Raw genomic sequence first — 23,788 nt, forward strand, 5'->3', positions numbered from 1 at the left:
TTCTGTGATTTCTCCTGTCCACATGCAGAGTTCACTCAACCCGATACGAGCGGCGCTTGCAGACGAGATCTCGCAGTCTATTGCACTTTGTATAAAAGTCATAACAATAAAAACTCCAGTTGTATCGGAAGAAAGAATTAAGATTACAATGGTTCCTCATTCCTGCAATCTTTCTTTGCATCAGTGCCAGCGTATGACCTCCATCCGGATTTTGATCATTGCAATAGGTTTTTTTTGCGTTCAGGCACAAGCACAACAATCTTCTTCAAAACCAGATTGGTCTACTTTTCAATTTCTTCTAGGGGAATGGATCGGTGAAGGCAGCGGCGATCCAGGCCAAGGGAACGGCATCTTCACCTTCTCACTTGATCTTCAAGATCATATTCTCATACGTCATAACCAATCCGACTATCCCGAAACAAAAACACATGCCGCTTTTTCTCACAACGATCTCATGGTGATTTACCAAGCACCCGGACATTCGGTACATGCAATATACTTTGACAACGAAGGCCATACTATCCAATACACTACGAACATCTCTGACAATGGAAAATCAATAACCTTTATCAGTGATTCTTTGCCGGCAGTACCGCAATTTCGATTAACGTACACTTCGCTTGCAGACGATTCGCTGTTTATTACATTCGAGATTGCTCCCCCCGCAAAACCGTATACTTTCTCTAAATATCTCGAGGGTAGAGCACATAGGACGAAATCAAATTCGGCAATAAATTCAGAGAAGAAAAAATAATGACCTCCTCCGAACTGTCAGCTGCTCTCAACGCTATTGCCGAACCATATGTAAAGCTCGTGCTCGCCGTTGGTCAACACGATGCGGACTATGTAGATGCATACTACGGGCCGCCAGAATGGCAAGAAGAAGCAAAAGCTGAGAAGCATTCGTTAGATACGATTCTGCAAACAGCGATTCCGTTAAAAACAAAATTAGATGAACTCCAGAGCAAACGTGCAGAAGATATTCTTCAATTGCGGCACCACTATCTCCGAAAGCAGTTCTCGTCGCTCATTGCCCGCGTTGAAGTGTTAGGCGGGAAGAAATTCTCATTCGATGAAGAAGCAAAAGCGTACTACGATGTTGAACCACCGGTATTTGCGGAAGAATATTTCAAAAAACTTGTAGCAGAATTAGAATCGATTGTACCGGGCAATGGACCGATTCCTGATCGCGTCGAAAATTATCGCAGACAATTCACTATTACTCCGGACAAGTTAGACAAAGTATTTAACGCCGCAATTTTTGAATGCCGCCAGCGCACAAAGAAGTATATCATCCTGCCGGAGAACGAAACCTTCCGGTTGGAATACGTACACAACAAAGCGTGGAGCGGTTACAATTGGTATAAAGGGAATAATGAAAGTCTGATTCAGATCAACACAGACTTACCGATTTTTATGGAACGCGCCATCGATCTTGCCGCGCACGAAGGATATCCGGGGCATCATGTATATAATTGTTTATTAGAGACAGCATTCGCGCGCAAATTAGGATGGGTGGAGTTCACAGTATATCCTCTCTTCAGTTCGCAGTCGCTGATTGCGGAAGGAACTGCTAATTTTGGTATTGAAGTTGCGTTCCCGGGAAAAGAACGGATGGAATTTGAGCGTGATAAACTTTTCCCGCTTGCGGGATTAGATAAAAGTCAGGCGGAAAAATATTCCAAAGTACAGGAGCTCGCCGCAAAACTCAGTTATGCCGGAAACGAAGCCGCGCGCCGTTATCTCAACGGAGAAATCTCGCGCGATGATGCCGCTCAATGGCTCGTTCACTATGCGCTTATGTCGCCGGAGCGCGCGCAGCAGCGGACACGTTTTTTCGATCAATACCGCAGTTATGTCATCAACTACAATCTCGGTTTGGATCTCGTACGGCAGTACATCGAACGACGCGGCGGCACAGAAAAGAATCCTGCAAAGCGGTGGGAAGAATTTACGCGCCTCCTTGCATCACCTCGTTTGCCTTCGGGACTCATATAAATGTCACCTGTAAAATCAAAAATACCAAAAGAGGAACGCCCGTACCTTGATAGGTTATTGGATGAAGTCCGCTATCGACTCACGACAGTGGAAGATATCGACGTTGCGGGACAATCCATTCCACGCTTCGTGGGTGAGTTCTGGACATCACAGCAACGGCAAGCATTGTCTCTGCACGAGGTTTCGTATCGCGCATGCTTCAAACCGCAGCTTCCGCGATTCTTCATCGAATATTTAACAAATGAAGGCGACACGGTGTACGATCCGTTCAGCGGGCGCGGCACCACAGCATTGGAAACGGGATTGCTCAATAGAAAAGTTATTGCGAACGATGCAAACCCTCTCAGCACACTTCTGAGCAAACCGCGCTTCTTCCCTCCTCTGCTTGAAGAATTGATGAAACGCTTGGATAGTATTCCTATCAAAGAAAAAGCGGAAGCTGATATAGATCTTTCGATGTTCTATCATCCAAAGACAGAAATGGAAATTGTTTCACTGAAAGAGTATCTTGACGAACGTCGTGCGAGCGGTACAGAAGATAACATTGACCGATGGATTCGTATGGTCGCCACCAATCGGTTGACCGGACATTCGAAAGGGTTCTTCTCCGTTTATACGTTGCCTCCGAATCAAGCAGTAAGCGCAGAGAGCCAGCGGAAGATCAATGTCAAGATGCAGCAGGAACCCGAACATCGCGACACACGCGTTATCATTTTTAAAAAATCAAAAACGCTTCTTAGCGGTGTCACACCGATCGACCGCGAAAATCTACAACGCGCCGGAGAAACTGCACGATTTCTCACATGCGATGCGCGCGAAACTAAAGCAATTGCCAGTAACACTATTCAGCTTACTGTTACCTCGCCTCCATTTCTTGACGTTGTTGACTATGTCCAGGACAATTGGCTAAGATGCTGGTTCAACAGTCTCGATGCAGCAGATGCCGCCAAGACAATAACAATGTCACGGTCGTTAGAAGAATGGTCGGCAATTATGTTTGGGGTCTTTCGCGAACTGCATCGGATTACCAAGCCGCGCGGATTTGTAGCGTTTGAAGTTGGAGAAGTACGAAATAAGGTAATCAAGTTAGATGAACACGTAGTGCCTCTCGGAATCAAAGCGGGATTTTCATGTGTCGGCATTATTATCAACGAACAGTACTTCACAAAGACATCTAACATCTGGGGTGTTGATAATAATGAAAAAGGCACAAATTCCAACCGTATCGTGATTTTCCGGAAGAACTAAGTCGAGTTTCGCAAAAGTCTCTCACTTCTCCCAATCCTTTTGTATATTTCAGTATGAACAAAAACGAACTGCAAAGCATCCATGTGATCATTCACCGTGCGCTCGAAGAAGATTTAGGCGACGGCGATATTACCACACTCAGCACAGTGCCCGTACGATCAGTACTCAAAGGAACGTTTATCGCAAAAGAATCCGGGATAATTGCCGGACTCGAAGTTGTGCGCGAGACGTTAAAATATCTTGATCCACGAATAAAATTTACGGCGCACGTCTCCGATGGCAATTATGTTTCTAAAGGCACTGTTCTTGCGACCGTACTCGGCAATGGACGCGCATTGCTGATTGCGGAACGAACAGCGCTTAACTTCTTTCAGCGGATGTCCGGTATTGCTACAACAACTCGTATGTATGTGGATGCCGTTAGAAGTACGAAAGCAATTATTGTTGACACGCGAAAAACGGCTCCCGGTTTGCGATTGTTGGATAAGATGGCAGTGCGTATCGGCGGCGGACAGAATCATCGGTTCGGCCTCTATGATATGGTACTTATTAAAGAGAACCACATTGCAGCATCAGGCGGAATTACACAGGCAGTTGCCCGTGTCCGCGCAATGGACAAAAAGAAACGTCCCATCGAAGTCGAAGTACGCAATCTGGATGAATTACACGAAGCCCTGAAACTTCATGTGGATAGAATTCTGTTAGATAATATGAGCTTAGATAAGCTGCACGAATCAGTTCGTATCACGAATAGAATGACAGTGCTAGAAGCATCCGGCAACGTGTCACTGGATAGTATTCGCGCCATTGCCGCAACCGGTGTAGACATTATTTCCGTCGGCAAGTTGACTCATTCGGTGCGAGCATTAGATATTAGTTTTCTCATTGAATCAGTAAAGAAATAGATACAATGTCAGTCGAATCAATTTATCAAGATCTAAAAATAAAACTGCACGACGTTGTGCCGGATGTCGAGCTGCGCTTGAAGGCGGGGCTTGCATTCGAAATCAATAAGCTTAAAGTCGAACGCAACGCTGTTATTCTCGGTCACAACTACATGGAACCGGCGCTTTTTCATTCGATTCCAGATTATGTCGGAGACTCGCTGGAACTCAGCCGCATCGCCAGTACGACTGAAAAAGATATTATCGTTTTCTGCGGCGTTCGCTTTATGGCAGAGACCGCAAAAATTTTGTCGCCTAAGAAAACGGTCCTGATACCGGCAAAGAAAGCTGGTTGTTCACTTGCAGATGGAATTACAGCAGAAGATGTCCGCCAGTTGAAAGCTCAATTCCCCGGTGTTCCGGTTGTCACGTACGTGAACACGAGTGCAGAGGTAAAAGCAGAATCGGATATTTGCTGTACCTCGAGCAATGCCGTTGCGGTGGTTCAATCGCTAAAGAGTGAGACGGTTATTTTCCTGCCGGATGAATATCTTGCCCGCAATGTTGCACGCGAAACAGGACGTCATATTATTTTCCCGACTCTCACAGGTGGTGATCCCACAAACGAGACACTTCTCAATAAACCTATCATCGGCTGGAAAGCACGGTGCGAAGTGCATGAAAAATTCACCGTGGAAGATATTCAGGATGTGCGAAAACAGTTTCCTGATGTAGTTATTCTGTCGCATCCCGAGTGCAGTCCGGAAGTTGTGACCGCATCGGATTATTCCGGTAGTACGACACAAATGATTCGCTATGTCCAACGCACCAATGCCCCGCGGTATCTCTTATTAACGGAATGTTCCATGGGCGATAATATTATGGCGGCTAATCCGGAAAAGAATATGCTGCGTCTGTGCAGTGTTCGGTGTCCGCACATGAATGAAATTACATTGGAAGACACATTGGAGGCACTCCGGAAAACTCAGTATGTGGTCGAAGTGCCGGAAGAAATTCGTGTGCGCGCGTATCGTGCTGTGGAGAAAATGCTGAGTATTATTCCTAAAGCATCTGATTGATATCACCGAATACCGAAATTAAAATTTGTTTTGGATTTGAAATTTAAGTATTGTTATTGAATCACATTATGAAAGAATGCATTGAAACGGATGTCTTAGTCATCGGCAGTGGTGTTGCCGGCAGTATCGCGGCACTGCAGCTTGCTGATGCCGGAATCCATGTAGTCGTGGCTACACGCGCATCGAATCCGGAAGAATCAAACACCTTCTATGCGCAGGGCGGCATTGTCTATGAAGGCGAAGGCGATTCACCGGAACTTCTTACGAAAGATATATTGCATGCCGGCGCAGGGTATTGCAATCCGCAAGCGGTTGAACTTCTTGCAAAGGAAGCTCCAAAACTTGTTCGGTCTCTCCTTTTAGAAAAGCTTGCGATCCCATTTGATCGAACTCCTACAGGAGAGCTTTCGCTTGTCCTTGAAGGCGGCCACACAGTTGCGCGCATTCTTCATGCGGCAGATTCTACCGGAAGCCTGATTGAGCAACATCTTATACGCGCGCTCAAGTCGAACTCTAACATTACGCTGCTCACCGGAAGAACGGCAGTTGATTTGCTGACTCCCGCTCACCATTCAAAAAACCGGCTTTCTGTGTACGATCCACTTTCCTGCAATGGGGCATTTCTTCTCGATCAGGAATCAGGACAAGTACAGCGAGTGCTGGCGCGCGCAACCATTCTTGCTACTGGAGGATTGGGGCAAATATTTCTTCGAACAACAAATCCTGCCGGTGCGCGCGGTGACGGATTATCAATTGCCTATCGTGCCGGTGCACGAGTGCTGAATTGCGAATTCGTGCAATTTCATCCAACAGCGTTCTATCATCAAAATGCACCTTTCTTTTTAATTTCCGAGGCAGTACGCGGCGCAGGTGCACGCTTGATCGACTCGACCGGTAAACAATTTATGCAGAAGTACGATCCTGAATGGAAAGACTTAGCACCGCGCGATGTCGTTGCCCGCGGTATTCATCAGGAGATGTTGACCAGCGACGCGTCGAATGTATTCCTTGATATCGCATCTTACATGCCCGCAGAAAACATCCGAAGTCACTTTCCGTCCATCTACCTAAACTGTTCTCAATACGGTATTGATATGACGCGTGAACCAATACCTATTGTCCCTGCGGCGCATTATTTTTGCGGCGGCGTATGGGCGGATCTATGGGGACGGACAACACTCAACCACCTCTATGCAGTCGGCGAAGTAGCATGCACAGGACTTCATGGCGCTAACCGGCTTGCAAGTACCTCCTTACTGGAGGGTGTTGTGTGGGGATATAAAGCAGCAGAAAATTTTCTTGTTACAATAAAAGAACATCCTCAGCCGGTTGCAGATAATATTCCACCATGGCGCGAAACCGGGACAGAAATTCCCGACTCTGCACTTATTAATCAGGATATGAGCGTCATAAAAAACATCATGTGGAATTATACAGGATTGATACGGACAACCGAACGTCTGCTGCGCGCTATGCGTGAACTGCGCCATCTCGAAACCGAAATCGAACGGTTCTACCGAGCTGTAAAACTGACGGACGATATTATCGGCTTGCGCAATGCTGTACGCGCTGCCATTATTGTGACAATCTCCGCTTGGGAAAATAAAACAAGCGTTGGCTGCCATTACAGACAATAAATCATTTACGAATTAGTCGATATCCATCACGTACTTACAAGGAGGCCTTATGTTATTTCTTCTCAGTCTCGTTATCGCCATCGGAGCTATCGTTGTTTGGGTCAATGCACGCAAAAAAGTGCACAACGAAAACAATCCCATTTTTAAAACAACAGCATCTGTCGCCGGGGTCACAGCACTCGTTTTTGCATTGATCGCTCTCACTCAATGCTTTACACAAATTCCTGCCGGACACGTCGGCGTAGTCGATTTCTTCGGTGTTGTTTCTGACAAACCATTAACGGCAGGTATTCAACCAGTTAATCCATTGGCAAATGTTGTGAAATTCTCAATTCAAACGAAGGAGCACAAAGAGACAATGCAGGTACTCTCGCGTGAAGGATTGTCGATTGGATTAGAAATCAGTGCAATTTACCGGCTCAATCCGGATTCTGCGGCACAAGTGTATAAAACCATTCTTGGCGGCGACTACGAGGACATCGTTCTCGTTCCTCAGTTCCGTGCTATCAGCCGCGCTATAACGGCAAGTTTTCAAGCCAGTGCATTATATTCAACAGAACGTGAACAACTCGCAATCGGAATACAGAATGAACTCGGAGCTACCGTCATCAAACGAGGAATCATTATCGAAGCAACACCATTGCGCAACGTTGGCCTGCCGCCGCAATTGACAGAAGCAATCGAAACAAAGCAGCGCGCTGACCAGGAAAGTCAACGAATGCAATTTGTGTTGACGAAGGAGACACAGGAAGCCAACCGCAAACGGATTGAAGCGCAGGGTATTTCAGACTTTCAGGCCATCGTGGCGCGTGGTATCAGCGATCAGTTGCTGAGGTGGAAAGGCATCGAAGCAACTGAGAAGATCGCTCAATCGCCAAATGCGAAGGTTATCGTCATCGGCGCCGGTAAAGATGGTTTGCCGTTGATACTCGATACAAAATAAGGAAAGAATAGCATATTCTATTTCTTCGATAAGGAGGTGCAAGATGTATGCTTATGTAAAAGCATTGCTCGTATGTGCATTCCTTGTACTTATTCATCCGGGTTGTTCTTCCGGAAATGCAATCAAAAACATCTCATCCCCTCTTTCGCCACCCTCGTCTGCACTAGATCGGGCAGTGGTGCGCGATAGGGTGTTTATCACTGCTCAACCAAGCGAAGCAGAAATTCGTTCATTACCTGGAAAAGGAATAACGTGTGTCTTCAATGTCCGGTCACCAGAAGAAATGAGCGACAAAACTCAAGTCCCTTTTGCAGAAGACTCTGTCGTCATACATGCAGGAATGCATTATGCCCAAGTACCCATTGGTGGCGAGAAGTATCCTTATGTGCCTGAAACCCTGGAAGCATTTGCGAAAGTCATGCAAGCCGATACAGGGAAAATACTTCTCCATTGCAAATCGGGAGGGCGCACTGCTTGGCTGTATGCCGCTTATGAATTGAAGTATCTCGGGAAAAGTCCGCAAGAGATTATGAAATGGCTGGAGCGATATGGTTACTGGCCATTACCGATTGAAAAGCTTACCGGAATTCCATTGGAACTACGGAAGCTTCAATAAGAATAAGTTCTTCATCATGGATACCGCGATAGAAAGAATTCTTGGTTCTACCGGACAAAAGGTTTTTCCACTCGGCCTTTCTACAACCTACTGGCCGGGAAAGAAAACCGTGTATAAAGCTATTGACGAAGGTATGAATTTTTTCTTCGGCTTTGGTTTCGATCGGCAAATGTTTTCAGTTCTGCGCGATGTTATAAAATCGAATCGTCAGAAGTTCGTCCTTGCCACGGGCGCATACAACTACATGTTCGGATATCAGAATCTACGGAAAACCTTGGAGCGGCGCTTGCGTCAATTCCGCACCGACTATATCGATGCATTTCTCTTTCTTGGTGTTACAAGAAAGAAGGAGTTCCCGGAAAAAGCGCGAGAGGAGTTGGTCCGACTCCGTGAAGAAGGAAAGATTCACGCTATCGGCATGTCATGCCATGACCGCACTTATGCCGGTTCACTTGCAGCTCAAGGGGCGCTCGATGTATTCATGATTCGCTATAATGCTGCGCACCGGGGAGCTGAACAGGATATTTTTCCAAATCTTTCTCACTATAATCCTGGAATCATTAGTTATACTGCGACGCGATGGAGTTATCTACTTCGCAGGCCCAAAGAGTGGCCTAACAATGGCCGCATTCCGACGGCTGGAGAGTGCTATCGCTTTGTCCTTTCAAACCCTCAAGTGCATGTCTGCTTAACTGCACCATGGAATCAGAGACAGTTACAAGAGAACATTGATGCAGTTCGTAAAGGTCCATTATCGGAAGATGACATGCGTTTTATGAAAGAATTTGGCGACGCGGTCTACCGTCAGTATAAATGGTTTATGTAAAAAAGGGGTCGGATTATGAAGAGCCATATCGACCGTCGTAACTTCATGAAACAAAGTCTAGCAGTCAGTGCCGGAGCCGCCTTAGGATCCGTTTCCTTACCTTCTATCCTTTTCGGAAATTCCCTCAAAGCCAAAATTGATTTATCCGTGGTCAATGGAACAGATTATTACACAAACACTTGGAAGGCTCTTGAGACGCTCGGTGGGATGGAATCGTATGTTCGAAAAGGAAGCACAGTCGGGTTGCTGATTAACTCACCCTTTGACGCGTTCGGTGCACATACAAATCCTGATATTGCATTCGCCGTACTGAAGATGTGCCTTGATGCAGGGGCAAAGCAAATTTATTCCATCGAAGGAGCTTCACGGGAATATTGGAAACGGAGCCGGTTGTTTCCTACGTTTAAGGATGAACTTGTCCGTGTACAATCTGATAACAATAAGACCACAATCAAGATCGAAAAAGGAAAATCTCTCAAGGAAGCTGAAATATCCAAGCGATTGGTTGACTGTGATGTTCTTATCAACGTGCCTATTGTGAAAGACCACAAGGGGACAAAATTCACTGCAAGTATGAAAAATATGATGGGAGCGTGTGCAAGTTCGACCAACAGGTTTTTCCATCAAGGTTCGGGCAAAGGCGGCGTGCTGAGGTATTTTCAGTATTACAATAATATCGAGTTCCTTTCACAGTGTATTGCTGATGTTCATCTCGTTCGCAAACCAGATCTCTGTATTGTGGATGCAACAGAATTCATAACGACAAATGGTCCGAATGGACCTGGTGAATTGAAAAGAGCGCAGAAAATTGTCGCGGGTCCTAACTGCGTTTCCGTCGATGCCTATTGCGCTGCATTGCTCGGTTTCCAGCCGGAAGATATTCTCATGATTCAATATGCAAGTGAACATGGAATTGGTGAAAAGAATTTAAAGAGGCAGACTATCAAGGAGCTTTAACCTGTTTGACATTCCTTCATAAAACATACCTCATAAGAATTTTGTCATAATCGAGGAATGGGATAGAACAGAAGCCATAAAGGAGATTCTCCATGAAAAGCAGTATTGATCGTCGTGAGTTCATGAAACGCAGCGTAGCGGCCGGTGTTGCTGCAATGACTGGTTCTTTATCTCTTCCCTCTCGTATTTTCGGAAAATCTCTTCCTTCCAAGCTCGATCTTTCTGTGATCAACGGTACGAATTATTTTGCCAGTACTATGAAAGCAGTAGAAATGCTTGGTGGAATGAGCAAGTTCGTTACAAAAGGAAGCAGTGTCGGCCTTCTCATTAATTCTCCCTGGAATAAACCGGGAACATACACGAATCCGGTTATCTCTCTCGCTGTGCTGAAAATGTGCATTGATGCAGGGGCTGGAAAGGTTTACTCAATCGAGAATGCATCCTTGGGATATTGGAAAAGAAGCAGTAATTACGATAAATACAAAAACGAAATAAAATTTGTGCAGTCGAACAGCGAAAAGAAAACAGTACCGATTAAAAATGGAAAATTACTCAAAGAAGCAGAAATTTCTAAAATATTCCTGGACTGTGACGTTTTAGTAAATATCCCCATCGTTAAAAATCATCAGGGAACAAATTTTACCTGCAGCTTAAAGAATGTCATGGGTGCATGTTCGCATCAAACCAATGGATATTTTCATCAAGGCGGAGGCGGAACAGGGTATTACGACACCCCTGATTTCCTTTCGCAGTGCATCGCGGATCTCCAATTAGTACGAACACCCAATCTTTGTATCGTCGATGCATCGGAGTTTGTCCTTACCAACGGGCCGGCAGGTCCGGGTGAATTGAGAAAATCAAATAAAGTCGTTGCAGGCACCAATTGCGTTTCTGTGGATGCCTATTGCTCAACATTACTCGATTTCAAACCCGCTGATATCTCGATGATTCGCTTCGCAAACCAACACGGGTTGGGTGAAATGAATTTAGCAAAGATCTCCATAAAGGAAGTTTAAGGAATGAATAGTGTTAGAAATACCCTGCACATTCTCGCCTTAAGTACGCTCTTTCTTTATACTGGATCTCTTCAAAGCTTGAGCCAGGACATCCATTCTTATCTTCCCAATCCGAATGAACTTGGAATATGGCATGCGGTGGATTCTGTCCGTGTCTTTACCGGAGAAGAGCTTTATACTCTCATTGATGGCGGGGCAGATATGTATCTGGAGTATGGTTTTCAACGGGTCATGACAGCTGAATATGAGAATCCGCAGGAACGATCGATCAAACTCGAGATTTATGAAATGACCGATGCCGCCGCTGCTGCTGGTTTATTTTCATTGAACATAGGTACTCAAGGAAAACCAGTTGCAATTGGCAATGAGGGCAGGCAATACGATTATCACATCATGTTCTGGAAAAATCGATTTCTTGTATTTGTATCTGGTAATGATACACTCAAAGAAACGTCAGTAGGTATCAGAACCATAGCTTCAACAGTGAACGATAAATTAGGTCCGCTGGGGAAAATGCCGGCAATTCTGGAATATCTTCCATCAAAAGATTTAAAAAAGTCGACCTATCTGAGGGGAATACTCAGTCTCTCTTCTCTCTATACATTTGATACTAAAAATATATTTGGAATGAAGGAAGGTGTTCTCGGGAAGTATCCTACACATAGTTGCTTTATCTTTCGCTATTCTTCCGAAAAAGAAGCTGAGGAAGGATACAACAATGCACTTGGAGCATTGAGATCCGGCAGCCGATTCACGGGATGCAACGAGTCTTCAGGACACCTGACGATGATCGATCTGAAGAACTCTCACCTTTGTGTAACGCATGTTCATGACCTGATCGTGATCATCCTGTGCGAACCAAAGAATGACGCAGTTGCCATTTCCGAAGATGTGCTTTCTTATATTCACCAACATTAATGTCTGAAATCTTTTTCTTTACCCCCCTGCTCTTGCAGATAAAGTGAAATCTCTCTACTATTTTAATCAAGATTCTCACTCTTTAAATGCGTCAAAGAATTATCAGTCCTAAATACGAAAACATACTGTTCACTTCCCTGAAAGGAATGCATGTCTCAGGCCATAGGTTTTGATAATGAGAAATATCTTGCTCAACAAAGTCAAGCGATCTTAGAACGCGTCCATAGGTTCGATAACAAGCTGTATCTGGAATTTGGCGGTAAGTTGATGTACGATTACCATGCCTCGCGTGTTTTGCCCGGATATGACCCGAATGTAAAGATGCGCCTTCTCCAAAAGTTAGGCGACCAGTCTGAAGTGATCCTGTGTATTTATGCCGGAGATATTGAACGAAAAAAGATTCGCGCCGATTTCGGAATAACTTATGATGTTGATGCGATGAAACTAATTGATGATTTGCGTGAATGGGACGTGAACGTCACTGCTGTTGTCATTACGAGGTACGACAACCAACCATCGGCAACATTATTCAAAAACAAACTAGAACGCCGCGGCATCCGAATCTATACTCATAAAGCTACAAAAGGATATCCCATAGATGTCGATACAATAGTCAGCGATGAGGGATATGGTGCTAATCCCTACATAGAAACGACAAAACCAATTGTCATTGTGAGCGGACCAGGACCGGGAAGCGGCAAGTTAGCGACCTGCCTTTCGCAATTTTACCATGAATACCGCCGTGGTGTACACGCAGGATATGCAAAGTTTGAAACTTTTCCAATATGGAATCTTCCATTAAAGCATCCGGTGAACGCCGCGTATGAAGCCGCTACCGCTGACCTTCGAGATTTCAACATGATCGATTCTTTTCATCTTGAAGCATACAACAAGAAATCGATCAACTATAATCGTGATATGGAGGCATTTCCGCTGTTGAAACGCATTATCGAAAAGATTACAAATGCGCCTTCGTTCTATAAATCGCCAACCGATATGGGAGTAAATTGTGCAGGATTTGGTATTGTGAATGACAGCGTTGTTCAATCAGCGGCAATACAGGAAGTCATTCGCCGTTACTTTAGGTATGCGTGTGAGTATGCAATCGGTTTTACAGATAAAGAAACAGTTCAGCGTGTCGAACTTTTATTAGATGAATTGAATGTGAAACCCGAAAATCGAAATGTCGTCAATGATGCCCGGCAAGTTGCCGCTACTGCAGAACAGCGCGGCAAAGGTAATAACGGTATGTTCTGCGGTGCTGCAATAGAAATGCCGGACGGTTCTATTGTTACCGGCACAAATTCGACTCTTATGCATGCAGCCTCCGCTCTCGTGCTGAATGCAGTAAAACAGCTTGCTGTATTTCCAGATTCTATTCACCTGCTTCCACCGGACATCATTCAATCACTAACACATTTTAAAAAGGATGTGCTACGAGGAAAAATGGTGAGTTTAGATTTGGAAGAAACGCTCATCGCGCTCAGCATTAGCTCCACGGTCAATCCAGCCGCTAAAACTGCAATTGAAAAACTGAAGGAACTCCGGGGCTGCGAAGTTCACATGACACATATACCAACTCCCGGTGACGAAGCAGGATTTCGAAAGCTTGGCGTGAATCTGACAAGCGACGCGGATTTTTCAACGAAAAGATTATTTGTGAGTTAATCATGAAACGAAAATATATTATACGAAAAACTGTTTTCTTTCTCATCATGCCCATGCTTGTTATGGATTATTCCATGCTTGGGCAAACCATCAAACCGGATTCGGCGCAAATCATTCTTAAAGCCGCTGTGACCGATGCACAATCATCCAACAGGAACGTGTTTCTCATCTTCCACGCTACATGGTGCAAGTGGTGTAAACGATTAGAGGCAGCATTAAATGATCCGGAAATCAAGACACTGATCGACAAAAATTATGTCGTCGTCATGCTGGACGTGCAGGAACGTGGCGATAAGATTCAAACTCATGAGAACCCAGGCGGTCAGAAGTTATTATCCGATTTCGGAGGAAACAATGCCGGACTTCCTTTTGTTGTATTTCTCAATAGAAAAGGTAAGATGATCGCCAACTCCAATGTCATGCCCAAAAAACAGAATATTGGATATCCTGGATCAAAAGAAGAAATTGCTACGTTTACGAAACTTCTTAAGAAGACAGCGCCGCATTTGATAGGCAAACAAGGCGATGTCATACAAAAATATTTCGAGTTACATGCACCGAAATAACGAATGATTGAAGGTAGGAAGATGTCTGATTACAAAACTCCTGTTCTCTTCATTGGTCATGGTTCACCAATGAACATTATCTATAAAAACGAATATACGAAATCTCTCACGAAATTGGGGATTTCTCTTATAAAGCCTGATGCTATACTTGTCATATCTGCACATTGGCTTACCAAAGGAACATTCGTCTGTTCTGCAGATACACCGAAACAAATCTATGATTTTTACGGCTTCCCTGATGAACTCTACGGTGTCAAGTACCATCCTCCCGGAGCGCGAGCAGTTGCCGAGTCCATCACTCAAAAATTAAAGTCCGACAACATCCAATTGGATGCAGAATGGGGAATCGACCATGCCTCATGGGCTGTGCTTACGCATATGTATCCCAAGGCAGACATTCCAATCTTTGAAATGAGTTTAGATGTAACGAAGAATGAAAGAGAACATTACGCTTTGGGTAAAAAGCTTTCATTTCTTCGGAGAAAGAATGTTCTCATTTTGGGCAGCGGAAATATCGTCCATAATCTTCGTCAGATCGATTTCGATGAGAATGCCAAGCCATTCCCGTGGGCAATCGAGTTCGATGAATATATCAAAGACGCACTTGTTCGAAAAGACCATGAGCAATTGGTTCGCTACAAAGAATTGAGTCCTGTCAGCCGACTTGCCGTGCCGACGAACGATCATTATCTGCCGCTCCTCTACAGTGCTGCTCTGCAAGAAGAGGATGAACAGGTTGAATTTGTTCACGAAGGCATCCAAAACGGATCGATGTCGATGAGATGCTTTAAGATTCAATAATTTTTAGGAAGCTTGTTCCGATTCACCGTACTTTCTGTTGTGTGTAAAATGAAGGGAGCACATCGTGATCATCAAAAACATTCCATTTGAAACAACCGATTGGTCAGGAGTAAAATCCGAGCGGCACGAAGGCAAAACAGGGTATGCACTTTGGAAGGTGCGCCAGTGCGGTGATATCCGCGTGCGCGTTGTGGAATACTCCGCGAACTACAAAGCCGATCATTGGTGCGCAAAAGGACACATTTTGTACTGTCTTGAAGGTGAAATGACTACGAACTTGAAAGACGGTCGAGTAGTCGAATTACGTAAAGGCATGTCGTATCAAGTTGAAGATGAAAATTATCCGCATAGCTCATACACAAAGAACGGTGCGGTGTTATTCATTGTAGATTGATATTTATTCCAGCAACCTTGTTCCGATGGTCACCCGTCGGAACAAAACCATTCAGCAGTATGGCAAGAAGTAGATATAACATATTTGACACATCACAACCATATTTTTTAACCTGCACCGTTGTGCAATGGCTAAAGTTATTTGACAATAAAGATTTACGGAAAGTGATCGTGGATTCGCTTAACTTCATTACAAAACATCATCGCTTTCAAATTTATGCCTATGTCATCATGCCAAATCACCTTCACCTTATTGCATTATCCGAGCAGCTTTCAAAAGAAATAGCTTCATTTAAATCTTTTACAGCGCGAAATATAATCGACACACTCAAATCACAGAATGAGAATCGTATCTTACAAATACTTGCAGAATGCAAACTGAAGTTTAAACATGATCGCACATATCAAATATGGCAAGAAGGCAGTCATCCACAGGAAATACAGAACGAGATGATGATGCATCAGAAGATCGAATATATCCATTATAATCCTGTACGTGCCGGGTATATTGAAGAGCCAATGGAATGGACGTACTCGAGCGCGAGAGATTACAATGGCATTAAAGGACCGATCGAAGTGATTACCGATTGGTAATACATAGTTTGTTCCGACGCAGAGCATCGGAACAAGTAACGACATAAACAAAGTTGTACATATATTTTGAAAGGGCTCATATGAAAATAATCATAAAGGTTTTATTTATCATAATCGGAATGTCAATCGTTTTCGTCTTCCTATTTCAAGCACAGCAAACGTTCAAACTGGAGCAAGTTCTTACACCTGATCCGAAAATTCTCGTCGGGAAATTGGATAATGGACTTACGTATTACATCCGTGAGAACCACAAACCAGAGAAACGCGCAGAGCTTCGACTCGCCGTCAAAGCCGGTTCGATTCTCGAAGACGACGACCAGCAAGGACTGGCGCACTTTGATGAACATATGGCATTCAACGGCACAAAGAATTTTCCAAAACAAGACTTGATCAACTTCCTGGAAAAATCCGGTGTTCGATTCGGTCCGGAGTTAAATGCCTATACCAGCTTCGACGAAACGGTCTACATGCTGCAAGTCCCAACCGACTCGCCTGAAGTTATGAAGAAAGGATTTCAGATCCTTGAAGAATGGGGACATGATGTCTCGTATGATGACACTGAAATTGATAAAGAACGTGGCGTTGTGATTGAGGAATGGCGATTGCGCCGGGGTGCGGAAGAACGTGTATCGATGAAGCATCTTCCTACAGAGCTTTACAAATCGCATTACGCCGACCGCATTACTATTGGGAAAAAGGAGATTCTCGAATCTTGTCCGCACGATGCCCTCCGTAAGTTTTATCGGGATTGGTACCGACCCGATCTGATGGCAGTCCTTGCTGTCGGTGATTTCAACAAAGTAGAAATCGAAAAACTCATCAAGGAACATTTTTCACATTTAAAAAATCCCGAGAAAGAACGAGAGCGCATTCAATATCCTGTGCCGGATAATAAAGAAACATTAGTATCTATCGCTACTGATGCGGAACTTACCAGAGCTTCCGTTGATGTGCTATTTAAACGCGATACAAGCAGCCAAAGCACAGCCGCGGACTACAGAAAGGAAATAATCAGCAACCTTTCCAGCTCAATGTTAAATGCACGATATCGGGAACTGCTCCAGAAACCGAATCCGCCATTCATCTATGCCTACAACTACGATGGAAGGTTTATCGGTCCAAAACAAGCATTCTACTTCGCTGCAGGTGTCAAAGAGAACTCCATCCTTGATGGACTTGAAGCGATGCTCACTGAAGCTTTTCGTGTGAAGCAGCACGGGTTCACTGCAACTGAACTTGAGCGGCAGAAGACACAATCGTTACGCGGCATAGAAAAGGCTTATAAAGAACGGGATAAAACCGAATCTCGGCCGTTCATTGATGAATATATTAGAAACTTCCTCCAGCATGAACCAATCCCAGGCATCGAAGTTGAGCTTGCCTTATACAAACAATTTCTTCCCGGCATAACCCTTGAGGAAGTCAATAAACAAACACAGGAGAGGATGACTGAGAGTAACCGCGTTATCACTGTTTCTGCACCTCAAAAGGACAGTGTAAAAATTCCCACGGAAGCCGAAGTGTTATCTCTCATGAACGAAGTAAGTGCAGAGCAACTCACTCCATACGTTGATAAGGTCAACACGGAACCGTTGGTCGACCATCTTCCCACACCGGGAAAAGTCGTGGAAGAAAAAAATATTTCTTCGCTCGGTGTCATAGAATGGAAACTCTCAAACGGTGCGCGCGTCGTCCTTAAACCCACCGATTTCAAGAATGATGAGATTCTGTTTTCCGCGTACAGTAATGGCGGTACATCGTTAGTAGATGATAAGAACTCCCTCTCCGCTGAATTTACATCGGTCATTGTCGGACGATCCTCAGGTGTTGGTACGTTCGATCCTATCGCGTTGCAAAAAAAACTTTCAGGTAAAATAGTGTCCGTTTATCCCACCATCTCCACACTCGCTGAAGGATTCGGCGGCAGTGCATCACCTCAAGATATCGAAACACTTTTTCAACTCGTGTACCTCTATGGAACTTCTCCGCGCAAAGACTCGACTGCATTTTTATCCTTGATTACGCGATATAAGGCATCGCTGCAAAATCGCAGCGTGAGTCCTGAAGCGGCATTTGCAGATACATTGCAAGTCACATTAACCAATTATCATCCACGCATGCGCCCATTGACAACTCCATTATTGGAGGAAGTGAATCTGGACAGGGCTTTTTCCTTTTACAAAGACAGGTTTGCTGATTTCAGCGATTTCATCTTCTTCTTTGTCGGTAGCTTTAAGGTTGATTCTATAAAACCGCTTGTTGAGCAATATCTTGCCGCACTGCCTTCTCTTAACCGAAAAGAAATGTGGAAAGATCTTAACATCGAACCGCCAAGAGGAGTCATCAGTAAACAGGTAAAGAAGGGTATTGAACCGAAAAGCTCTGTCAATCTTACATTCACCGGGCCATTTGAATGGTCTCAGCAAAACAGATATGATTTCAATTCAATGCTCGAAGCGCTCAATATAAAATTGCGGGAGGTACTTCGAGAAGACAAAGGCGGAACCTACGGTGTTGGCGCAGGCGGTTCTCCTTCGCTCTACCCACGACAGGAATACAACATTTCTGTGCGATGGGGCTGCAATCCCGAACGCGTTGACGAATTAGTGAAGGTCGCTTTGCAGCAAATCGACAGCGCAAAACTTAAACCGTTTGATCCATTGTATATAGAAAAAGTGCGCGAAACCCAGCGGCGCGGGTATGAAGTAAATCTGAAACAAAACGGATTCTGGCTGAACAATCTCTACTCGTATTATGCGAACAACGAAAATCCGGAGATGATCCTGAATTATCCAAAGCTTGTGGAGAATTTAAATGCTGCCGCAATTCAGAATGCTGCGAAGAAATATTTTGATATGAATAATTATGTGAAGGTAGTGCTGTATCCGGAAAAGAAGTAAGAAAAAGCGGTCAGTTATCAGAATCAGTTTCGTACCAATCCGACCGCTTAAAGCGATCGGATTGGTTTATTTTCTAATCTGTCCTTTTCCATGAACGACGAACTTAGTACTTGTCAGTTCCACAAGTCCCATCGGTCCTCGTGCGTGAAGTTTTTGAGTGCTGATGCCGATTTCAGCGCCAAGACCAAATTCATAACCATCAGTAAACCGCGTTGAGGCGTTTACATATACTGCGGCTGAATCTATTTCCCGCAGAAATCTTTCGCCGTTTGTCTTCTTGCTGGTAACAATCGCATCGGAATGGTGGGAACCGAAATGATTGATATGACAAATGGCTTCATCTAAACTCTTCACTACTTTAATAGCGATAATGAGATCTAAATACTCTCTGTACCATTCAGCATCCCGAGCGAGTACCGTATTGTTGATAATCGATAACGTTTTTTTATCACCGCGAATTTCAACTCCGGCTTGCCTCAGCCTGTTCACAACGCGCGGTAAGAATTTTTCCGCTATTTTCTCATGCACGAGCAGCTTCTCCGCCGCATTACAGACCGATGGTCTTTGTACTTTTGCGTTAAAAACAATCGCCTCTGCTTTTGCAAGGTCAGCAAAACTGTCAACATAGATATGGCAGTTGCCTTCTCCGTGTGCGATGACAGGCACAACGGAATTCTCCTGAATAAAGCTGATCAGCTTTTGACTCCCGCGCGGAATGATCACATCAAGATATTCCTCCTGCTTCAACATAGTCATCACTGCTTTTCTGTCTGTCGTATCGATAAACTCTACACACCCGGTGGGCAGGTGTACATCGTGCAATGCCTTTTTAATGATATCTACGAGTTTCTTGTTCGTATGTATCGCTTCCGATCCACCCCGCAGCAGCACAGCGTTCCCGGATTTCAAACACAGGACAGAAGCATCGATTGTCACATTCGGCCTCGCTTCATAAATAATACCAATAGCGCCGAGTGGCACTCTCATCTTTTCAATAAGAAGACCGTTTGGCCGTTTTGTCTTCTCAAGAACTCTCCCAACAGGATCAGGAAGTTTGATAACATCCTTCACACCGTCCATCATGTGTTTGATACGCTGTTCAGTGAGAGTCAATCTGTCAAGTAATACTTTTGGCAATCCGGTTTGTTTCGCATTCTTCAAATCTTTTTTGTTGGCATTAAGAATTACCGAGGCTTCACTAAGAAGACGATGGTTGATCGCGTTGAGCAAAGAATTTTTTTTCGCGGTCGTGCAGTTATAAAGAATTCCGCTTGCTTCTTTGACAGACCGCGCCTTCTTGATAATATTGACTTCTAACACGATGATTCTCCGATAAGCACTAAATTGTCACGATGAATCACTTCGTCATGTGATTTGCGGTTGAGAATTTTCTCGATCTCGCCTGTCTTCTTTCCTTTAATTTTACCAAGATCAGTAGAAGAAAATCCAGTGACACCTTTCGCAATCACTTTGCTATTTATATCTAATATAGAAATTGTCTCGTTCGCTTTGAATTCTCCATGCACTTCAACAATTCCGGACGGCAGCAGACTCTTCTGCTTTTTCAATAGTGCAAGTTTGGCCCCGTCATCCACGCGCACATATCCTTTTGCTGAGGACACAAAACCAATCCACTTTTTTCGCATGTTCAATTTGTTTTCTGCCGGCAAAAAGAGCGTGCCCTTAAAAATGCCGGAGAAGATTTCTTCTAATACGCCTGGATTCTTTCCGTTGGCAATGATCATCGCAATCCCTGCAGAGACACATCGCTTTGCTGCCTGAATTTTTGTAATCATTCCGCCGGTACTTAATTCGGTTTTGCTGCTCTTTGCAAGTTTTTCAATTTGCGGCGTAATTTTTTCTACGACAGGAATCAGTTCGGCTTCGCGGTTCTTCGTTGGGTCATCCGAGAAAAGTCCGTCAATGTCACTCAGAATGATAAGCAGGTCCGCCTCAATAAGATTTGCGACCATTGCAGAAAGATTATCGTTATCGCCGAGCTTAATTTCTTCTACAGCAACCGTATCATTTTCGTTGATAATCGGAACAACGCCTTGCTCAAACAGTATAGGAAAAGTGTTCTTTGCATTGAGATACCGTGCCCGATTCACAAAGTCATCTTTGGTGAGCAGGATTTGAGCAATTGTGCAATCCTGTTTTCTGAAGGCATTTTCGTACGCCTCCATCAACAGCGGCTGACCAATAGCTGCCGTTGCTTGTTTTTCTGGAATCGTTTTGGGACGTTCTTTTAACTTGAGTGCGGCTACGCCTGCACCGATTGCTCCAGAGCTGACGATTGCAATATGGTTTCCCATGGCATTCAAACGGGCAACGCTTTGAGCAATCCCGTTAATCCGATCGAGATTGATCCCCTTCACTTTGTCAGCAAGCAGGTTTGTGCCAATCTTGATCACAACCGTGTTTTGTGTACGAAGTATGGATTTAAGGCGATGCATAATGCTTTATTATACTAAATAGTAAGAAGAATTCAAAAAGGGAAACTGCCTGTAGACCAAGGAAGAGGTATGATTACAGAAACGAAAATTTTATCAGGTTGAATTTGATACGCGACTCATTTGATTGAAGCACATCAATTCAAGAACAATAGAACACACAATCACAATGATGTATCTTTAAACATTTGGATAGTATGATGCAGCTACAGAGTTAACCAAAGCATCCGTACGGCAGCTTCCACAATTGAACAACAACGTTGATTTATTTACGCAGCAAGATGAATATTCCAGCGAGTACGGCGAGTATTGCTATGATCACCCTCAGACCATCGAAATACACAGCCGGGACAAGTGCTACCACACCCGAGACTATGAGCCAGATACCCAGTAGTAACATCCCTATATTCTTCGAGAAGTTCATGGAAATATTCCTTTCATTGTGTATAAGTTGTGGATTCGATGGAAGTATAAGTAATGTTGACTCTTACTTTCTGTTTAGTGTTTTTAGCTTAACCATTACTCTATAAGAAACCTTAGTTTACAACAATACTAATATTGATGAGAGGGGTGATTGAAGTACTTTGAAACTCTTTATCCTTTTTCTCATGAGTATCGACAACCCATGTGGCCACAAAATAGCCGAGCGCGCCGCCGAAAACATTATCAGACATCCAGTGCTGGTCCTGGTATACTCGAGAAATTGGTGTGAGTACCGCCGGTAAGTATGCGAGAATTTTCAACCAAGTTGGTCCGGCATTTCTGGAAAGGATGGTTGAGATGACAAATGCAGTGGCTGAATGTCCTCCGGAAAACGAATGGTAATCGTCGCGAAATGAGAATGGGTGATAACTGGATGTACCTTCGTTCATAAACGGTCTTGCTCTACCGAACGCAGTTTTTATTATCAAGGTAATTGCACCCGTATACAATGAAGCCTGTCCGATTTCATAAGCGATCTTCCTTGTCGACATATTATTCGTTATCAAAGAATGTACAGCAAAACCGGCAAAGAACACCACCGGGGAATAGAGTTCCCCATATATTCTGCCCGCCTCAATCGGTACGCTATAAAAATAACTTCTGTCTTTAAGAACTGCATCGCGGATGGGTTGATCAACTTGCATTGTTAAAAATGTTGTTCCACCTATCATCCCGAGTCTGAGCCAATCGTTGCCGTCCCAATTCGACGGTTGTTTGATAAAATCACCAGTCTCGTGTCCGAACTGAGGGAAATCGTATTTGTTTTGTGCGAAGAGAGAAGACTCGCAGATGATCAAAACGATGAGTGATAAGAAAATTTTATGGCTCATAGTGCACTCGTATGCTCTGCGAAAGAGGAAAGTATGTTTTGAATCTTTATGCAATGAAGACCATAGAGTGATCAACCCGCCTAATTGAGAGTAATACTGACGGTGAGTGGAAAGATCGAAGACACGTGCACTCTCGAATCATTCTGTTCATGGATATCGACGACCCAGGTTGCGATAAAGTAGCCAATTGCGCCGCCGAGAATATTATCTGATGTCCAATGCATATCTTGATATACTCGAGAGATGGGAGTGATTATAGCCGGTAAGTACACGAGTACTTTCAACCATGTTGGATGAACATTTCTGGAAAGCACAGTTGAGATGACAAATGCAGTGGCTGTATGTCCTCCAGGAAGTGAATGATAATCATCGCCCATAATTGTGAAAGGGTGATATGTCGCTCTCCCGAGATCGTCATGAGGTCTTGCTCTGCCAATGATAGATTTCAATGTCAGAACAACTGCACCCGTATAGAGTGAAGCCTGTCCGATTTCATAAGCGATTTTCCTTGTCGACATATCGTCCGCTATCAAAGAATGCGCAGCAAAGCCAATAAAGAACACAAATGGAGAATACAGTTCTCCATACATTCTGGCTCCCTCAATTGGTACGCTGTAGAAATATCGTTTGTTGTCTCTCATAACCGCATCGCGGATTGGCTGATCAACTTGCATTGTGAGAAATGTCGCGCCGCCCATCACACCAAGTCTGAGCCAATCGCCGCCGTCCCATTTCGTTGGTTGTTTAATAAAACTCCAAGTCTCGTGTCCGAATTGGGACAAATTGTATTTGTTCCCCAGTACGGTATCCCGTGAAGCGATATCTTGTGCGAAGAGATCTGCGGCTCTGTAGGGAGAGAATCCGCAAATGACAATAAGGAAAAGTGATATAAGAATCCTATGCCGCATGAGGATATCCTTTCTTTTTTTTCGTTGTGTGCTTCATGATTGTTCTTTATGAGAAACATAAAGAAATTCA

General features: G+C 44.2%; 23 protein-coding genes. 18 read left to right on the forward strand and 5 right to left on the reverse strand.

The window, feature by feature from the left end:
* The first annotated feature begins 22 nt into the window (after window positions 1-22).
* From NTX44_05485 to NTX44_05570, 18 genes are all read left to right on the forward strand, one after another.
* The gene (locus NTX44_05485) at window positions 23-754 is read left to right on the forward strand and encodes a hypothetical protein (protein ID MCX6121051.1); all 732 of its coding nucleotides are present in this window, start codon (window positions 23-25) and stop codon (window positions 752-754) included.
* On the forward strand, window positions 754-1,998 hold the full coding sequence (locus NTX44_05490; protein MCX6121052.1) for a hypothetical protein: 1,245 nt from the start codon (window positions 754-756) through the stop codon (window positions 1,996-1,998). Before NTX44_05485 ends, NTX44_05490 begins: the two co-directional genes overlap by 1 nt.
* Window positions 1,999-3,246 (forward strand): DNA methyltransferase, encoded by a 1,248-nt coding sequence (locus tag NTX44_05495; GenBank protein MCX6121053.1) that lies wholly within the window; start codon window positions 1,999-2,001, stop codon window positions 3,244-3,246.
* A gap of 53 nt (window positions 3,247-3,299) precedes the next feature.
* A complete protein-coding gene (gene nadC, locus NTX44_05500; protein ID MCX6121054.1) occupies window positions 3,300-4,151 on the forward strand; it encodes a carboxylating nicotinate-nucleotide diphosphorylase in 852 nt (283 codons plus the stop codon).
* A 5-nt stretch (window positions 4,152-4,156) separates the two neighbouring features.
* The gene (nadA, locus tag NTX44_05505) at window positions 4,157-5,209 is read left to right on the forward strand and encodes a quinolinate synthase NadA (GenBank protein MCX6121055.1); all 1,053 of its coding nucleotides are present in this window, start codon (window positions 4,157-4,159) and stop codon (window positions 5,207-5,209) included.
* A gap of 68 nt (window positions 5,210-5,277) precedes the next feature.
* Window positions 5,278-6,846 carry an L-aspartate oxidase gene (gene nadB, locus NTX44_05510; GenBank protein MCX6121056.1) on the forward strand — a complete coding sequence of 523 codons (1,569 nt, stop codon included), beginning with the start codon at window positions 5,278-5,280 and terminating at the stop codon, window positions 6,844-6,846.
* Between the two features lie 49 nt (window positions 6,847-6,895).
* Entirely contained in the window at window positions 6,896-7,789 is an 894-nt protein-coding gene (locus NTX44_05515; GenBank protein ID MCX6121057.1) for a prohibitin family protein, read from the forward strand.
* A 43-nt stretch (window positions 7,790-7,832) separates the two neighbouring features.
* Window positions 7,833-8,405 (forward strand): sulfur transferase domain-containing protein, encoded by a 573-nt coding sequence (locus NTX44_05520; GenBank protein MCX6121058.1) that lies wholly within the window; start codon window positions 7,833-7,835, stop codon window positions 8,403-8,405.
* A 16-nt stretch (window positions 8,406-8,421) separates the two neighbouring features.
* The gene (locus NTX44_05525; protein MCX6121059.1) at window positions 8,422-9,231 is read left to right on the forward strand and encodes an aldo/keto reductase; all 810 of its coding nucleotides are present in this window, start codon (window positions 8,422-8,424) and stop codon (window positions 9,229-9,231) included.
* Between the two features lie 15 nt (window positions 9,232-9,246).
* Window positions 9,247-10,188, forward strand: a complete 942-nt coding sequence (locus NTX44_05530) for a DUF362 domain-containing protein (protein MCX6121060.1) — start codon at window positions 9,247-9,249, stop codon at window positions 10,186-10,188.
* A gap of 92 nt (window positions 10,189-10,280) precedes the next feature.
* Window positions 10,281-11,204: a DUF362 domain-containing protein gene (locus NTX44_05535; GenBank protein MCX6121061.1), complete on the forward strand. Its 924-nt coding sequence runs from the start codon at window positions 10,281-10,283 to the stop codon at window positions 11,202-11,204.
* Between the two features lie 3 nt (window positions 11,205-11,207).
* A complete protein-coding gene (locus tag NTX44_05540) occupies window positions 11,208-12,122 on the forward strand; it encodes a hypothetical protein (GenBank protein MCX6121062.1) in 915 nt (304 codons plus the stop codon).
* Window positions 12,123-12,272: 150 nt separating this feature from the next.
* A complete protein-coding gene (locus NTX44_05545; GenBank protein MCX6121063.1) occupies window positions 12,273-13,790 on the forward strand; it encodes a DUF1846 domain-containing protein in 1,518 nt (505 codons plus the stop codon).
* A 2-nt stretch (window positions 13,791-13,792) separates the two neighbouring features.
* Window positions 13,793-14,356: a thioredoxin family protein gene (locus NTX44_05550; GenBank protein MCX6121064.1), complete on the forward strand. Its 564-nt coding sequence runs from the start codon at window positions 13,793-13,795 to the stop codon at window positions 14,354-14,356.
* 21 nt (window positions 14,357-14,377) lie between these two features.
* Window positions 14,378-15,157 (forward strand): 4,5-DOPA dioxygenase extradiol, encoded by a 780-nt coding sequence (gene ygiD / locus NTX44_05555; GenBank protein ID MCX6121065.1) that lies wholly within the window; start codon window positions 14,378-14,380, stop codon window positions 15,155-15,157.
* A 64-nt stretch (window positions 15,158-15,221) separates the two neighbouring features.
* Window positions 15,222-15,551, forward strand: coding sequence for a DHCW motif cupin fold protein (locus NTX44_05560; GenBank protein MCX6121066.1), 330 nt, complete (start codon window positions 15,222-15,224; stop codon window positions 15,549-15,551).
* A gap of 170 nt (window positions 15,552-15,721) precedes the next feature.
* Window positions 15,722-16,144, forward strand: a complete 423-nt coding sequence (locus tag NTX44_05565) for a hypothetical protein (GenBank protein MCX6121067.1) — start codon at window positions 15,722-15,724, stop codon at window positions 16,142-16,144.
* An 80-nt stretch (window positions 16,145-16,224) separates the two neighbouring features.
* Entirely contained in the window at window positions 16,225-19,044 is a 2,820-nt protein-coding gene (locus tag NTX44_05570) for an insulinase family protein (GenBank protein MCX6121068.1), read from the forward strand.
* Between the two features lie 66 nt (window positions 19,045-19,110).
* Here NTX44_05570 and NTX44_05575 read toward each other — a convergent pair whose 3' ends face one another.
* From NTX44_05575 to NTX44_05595, 5 genes are all read right to left on the reverse strand, one after another.
* Complete coding sequence (locus tag NTX44_05575; protein MCX6121069.1) at window positions 19,111-20,364, reverse strand: glutamate-5-semialdehyde dehydrogenase; 1,254 nt, start codon at window positions 20,362-20,364, stop codon at window positions 19,111-19,113.
* Window positions 20,358-21,500 carry a glutamate 5-kinase gene (gene proB / locus NTX44_05580; GenBank protein ID MCX6121070.1) on the reverse strand — a complete coding sequence of 381 codons (1,143 nt, stop codon included), beginning with the start codon at window positions 21,498-21,500 and terminating at the stop codon, window positions 20,358-20,360. The genes NTX44_05575 and proB overlap by 7 nt, the downstream gene beginning before the upstream one ends.
* Before the next feature lie 262 nt (window positions 21,501-21,762).
* Window positions 21,763-21,921 carry a hypothetical protein gene (locus NTX44_05585; protein ID MCX6121071.1) on the reverse strand — a complete coding sequence of 53 codons (159 nt, stop codon included), beginning with the start codon at window positions 21,919-21,921 and terminating at the stop codon, window positions 21,763-21,765.
* Window positions 21,922-22,033: 112 nt separating this feature from the next.
* Window positions 22,034-22,810, reverse strand: coding sequence for a phosphatase PAP2 family protein (locus NTX44_05590; protein MCX6121072.1), 777 nt, complete (start codon window positions 22,808-22,810; stop codon window positions 22,034-22,036).
* Window positions 22,811-22,890: 80 nt separating this feature from the next.
* A complete protein-coding gene (locus NTX44_05595; GenBank protein ID MCX6121073.1) occupies window positions 22,891-23,718 on the reverse strand; it encodes a phosphatase PAP2 family protein in 828 nt (275 codons plus the stop codon).
* Window positions 23,719-23,788: the final 70 nt, after the last annotated feature.

The sequence above is a fragment of the Ignavibacteriales bacterium genome, from assembly GCA_026390575.1.
In the GTDB taxonomy this organism is placed as follows: Bacteria; Bacteroidota; Ignavibacteria; order UBA10030; family UBA10030; genus Fen-1298.

Excerpts from the sequence above, each read along its gene's own strand:
- NTX44_05485 (MCX6121051.1), top strand. The coding sequence starts at position 23 with ATGCAGAGTTCACTCAACCCGATACGAGCGGCGCTTGCAGACGAGATC.
- NTX44_05490 (MCX6121052.1), top strand. The coding sequence starts at position 754 with ATGACCTCCTCCGAACTGTCAGCTGCTCTCAACGCTATTGCCGAACCA.
- NTX44_05495 (MCX6121053.1), top strand. The coding sequence starts at position 1,999 with ATGTCACCTGTAAAATCAAAAATACCAAAAGAGGAACGCCCGTACCTT.
- nadC (MCX6121054.1), top strand. The coding sequence starts at position 3,300 with ATGAACAAAAACGAACTGCAAAGCATCCATGTGATCATTCACCGTGCG.
- nadA (MCX6121055.1), top strand. The coding sequence starts at position 4,157 with ATGTCAGTCGAATCAATTTATCAAGATCTAAAAATAAAACTGCACGAC.
- nadB (MCX6121056.1), top strand. The coding sequence starts at position 5,278 with ATGAAAGAATGCATTGAAACGGATGTCTTAGTCATCGGCAGTGGTGTT.
- NTX44_05515 (MCX6121057.1), top strand. The coding sequence starts at position 6,896 with ATGTTATTTCTTCTCAGTCTCGTTATCGCCATCGGAGCTATCGTTGTT.
- NTX44_05520 (MCX6121058.1), top strand. The coding sequence starts at position 7,833 with ATGTATGCTTATGTAAAAGCATTGCTCGTATGTGCATTCCTTGTACTT.
- NTX44_05525 (MCX6121059.1), top strand. The coding sequence starts at position 8,422 with ATGGATACCGCGATAGAAAGAATTCTTGGTTCTACCGGACAAAAGGTT.
- NTX44_05530 (MCX6121060.1), top strand. The coding sequence starts at position 9,247 with ATGAAGAGCCATATCGACCGTCGTAACTTCATGAAACAAAGTCTAGCA.
- NTX44_05535 (MCX6121061.1), top strand. The coding sequence starts at position 10,281 with ATGAAAAGCAGTATTGATCGTCGTGAGTTCATGAAACGCAGCGTAGCG.
- NTX44_05540 (MCX6121062.1), top strand. The coding sequence starts at position 11,208 with ATGAATAGTGTTAGAAATACCCTGCACATTCTCGCCTTAAGTACGCTC.
- NTX44_05545 (MCX6121063.1), top strand. The coding sequence starts at position 12,273 with ATGTCTCAGGCCATAGGTTTTGATAATGAGAAATATCTTGCTCAACAA.
- NTX44_05550 (MCX6121064.1), top strand. The coding sequence starts at position 13,793 with ATGAAACGAAAATATATTATACGAAAAACTGTTTTCTTTCTCATCATG.
- ygiD (MCX6121065.1), top strand. The coding sequence starts at position 14,378 with ATGTCTGATTACAAAACTCCTGTTCTCTTCATTGGTCATGGTTCACCA.
- NTX44_05570 (MCX6121068.1), top strand. The coding sequence starts at position 16,225 with ATGAAAATAATCATAAAGGTTTTATTTATCATAATCGGAATGTCAATC.
- proB (MCX6121070.1), bottom strand. The coding sequence starts at position 21,500 with ATGCATCGCCTTAAATCCATACTTCGTACACAAAACACGGTTGTGATC.
- NTX44_05585 (MCX6121071.1), bottom strand. The coding sequence starts at position 21,921 with ATGAACTTCTCGAAGAATATAGGGATGTTACTACTGGGTATCTGGCTC.
- NTX44_05590 (MCX6121072.1), bottom strand. The coding sequence starts at position 22,810 with ATGAGCCATAAAATTTTCTTATCACTCATCGTTTTGATCATCTGCGAG.
- NTX44_05595 (MCX6121073.1), bottom strand. The coding sequence starts at position 23,718 with ATGCGGCATAGGATTCTTATATCACTTTTCCTTATTGTCATTTGCGGA.